The 1365-nt window shown below is 71.9% G+C and carries 1 protein-coding gene and 1 tRNA gene; one reads left to right on the top strand and one right to left on the bottom strand.

The features are described from left to right. A partial coding sequence (locus tag AC2W7M_RS25530; RefSeq protein WP_486135905.1) for a polysaccharide deacetylase family protein occupies positions 1-732 on the top strand: 732 nt, incomplete at its 5' end. A 287-nt stretch (positions 733-1019) separates the two neighbouring features. On the opposite strand, the gene AC2W7M_RS25525 is transcribed toward AC2W7M_RS25530, so the two are convergent. Then, positions 1020-1104, bottom strand: a tRNA-Leu gene (locus tag AC2W7M_RS25525). Positions 1105-1365 lie beyond the last annotated feature (261 nt).

Below are 1365 nucleotides of genomic sequence, written 5' to 3'. Positions count from 1 at the left end.
CCCGCGAGCGCCCGGGCCGCCGACTGCCCCGGCCGGCCGGACGCTCTCGGCACCGCGCGGGTGATGGCGGCGGATGCCAAGGGCCTTCAAGTCGGCACCAAATCGTTTCCCCAGACCCTGCCGCTTGAGGCGCGCGAGGTGGTGCTCACCTTCGACGACGGCCCCTGGCCGGCGACCACCGCCGCCATCCTCGACGCGCTGAAGGCCGAATGCGCGCGCGCCACCTTCTTCGTCATCGGCCAGAATGCGCGGCTGCGGCCGGACCTGGTGAAGCGCACCCTCGCCGAGGGGCACACGCTGGCGCACCATTCCATGACCCATCCGGCGGCGACCTTGGCGAAGATTCCCTTCGAGGCGGCGGTGAAGGAGATCGAACAGGGCATCGCCGCGGACGAGACGGCCGCCTATGGATCCTCCGGCCCGGCACCGCGGGTGCCGTTCTTCCGCTTTCCCGGCTTCGCCGCGACGCCCGAGCTCCTGGCCTATCTCGACCGCAAGGGCATCGGCGTGTTCGGCGCCGATCTGTGGGCGAGCGACTGGAACGTGCAGACGCCGCAGGCCCAGCTCGATCTGGTGCTCAAGCGGCTCGACGCGGCGGGCGGCGGCATCGTGCTGTTCCACGACACGAAAGCGCAGACCGCGGCCATGATCCCCGCCTTCCTGCGCGCGCTCGCGGCGCGCGGCTACCGGGTGGTGCACATCGTGCCGAAGCCGGCCGGGAACGGGGGCTGAGAACACCGTCCCAACCGCCGTCATGCTCCGGCTTGGCCGGAGGATCCATTTACCCACGGCCGCGTCTGGAGCCACACTCCATGGGCCCTCCGGTCGAGCCGGAGGGCGACGGCGTCGCGGCGGCGACGGCGCGAAGGAAGGCGACGGGACAGCATGAGCGCACCCGCCCTGAAAAGCGAAAGGCGGCCTTGCGGCCGCCCTGAAAAAGCGAAAGGCGGCCTTCCGGCCGCCTTGCAGGCTCGCGCGGGTCGGCCGCGCGTCCGGGCAGGCAAGCCTGCCTCCATCTCTGGTGCGGACGAGAGGACTCGAACCTCCACGGGTCTCCCCACTAGCACCTCAAGCTAGCGCGTCTACCAATTCCGCCACGACCGCAGTCAGGGATGGCACCGGGACAGGGCCCCTGAAGGGCCGGCCGCCGCCGGGGGCCATCGTCTAACAGATCGATACCGGCGCCACAAGGGGCCTTCGGCGCCGCTTCCGCGTGCCCGCAGGGCGCTGTGGACAGGCCCGCGCGCCCTGCCCTTTACCGGCCGGCGGAATGGGATAAGCATGCGCCATGACCTTGAGCGCCAGCAGCCCGCAGGCGGGCCCGCCAGCCGTCCGTGCCGTCGCGCCCGCCGCCTCCGTGCCGCG

It is taken from the genome of Xanthobacter sp. BG11Y11_SDJG (assembly GCF_057364445.1).
This window is presented reverse-complemented; position numbering and strand designations above follow the sequence as displayed.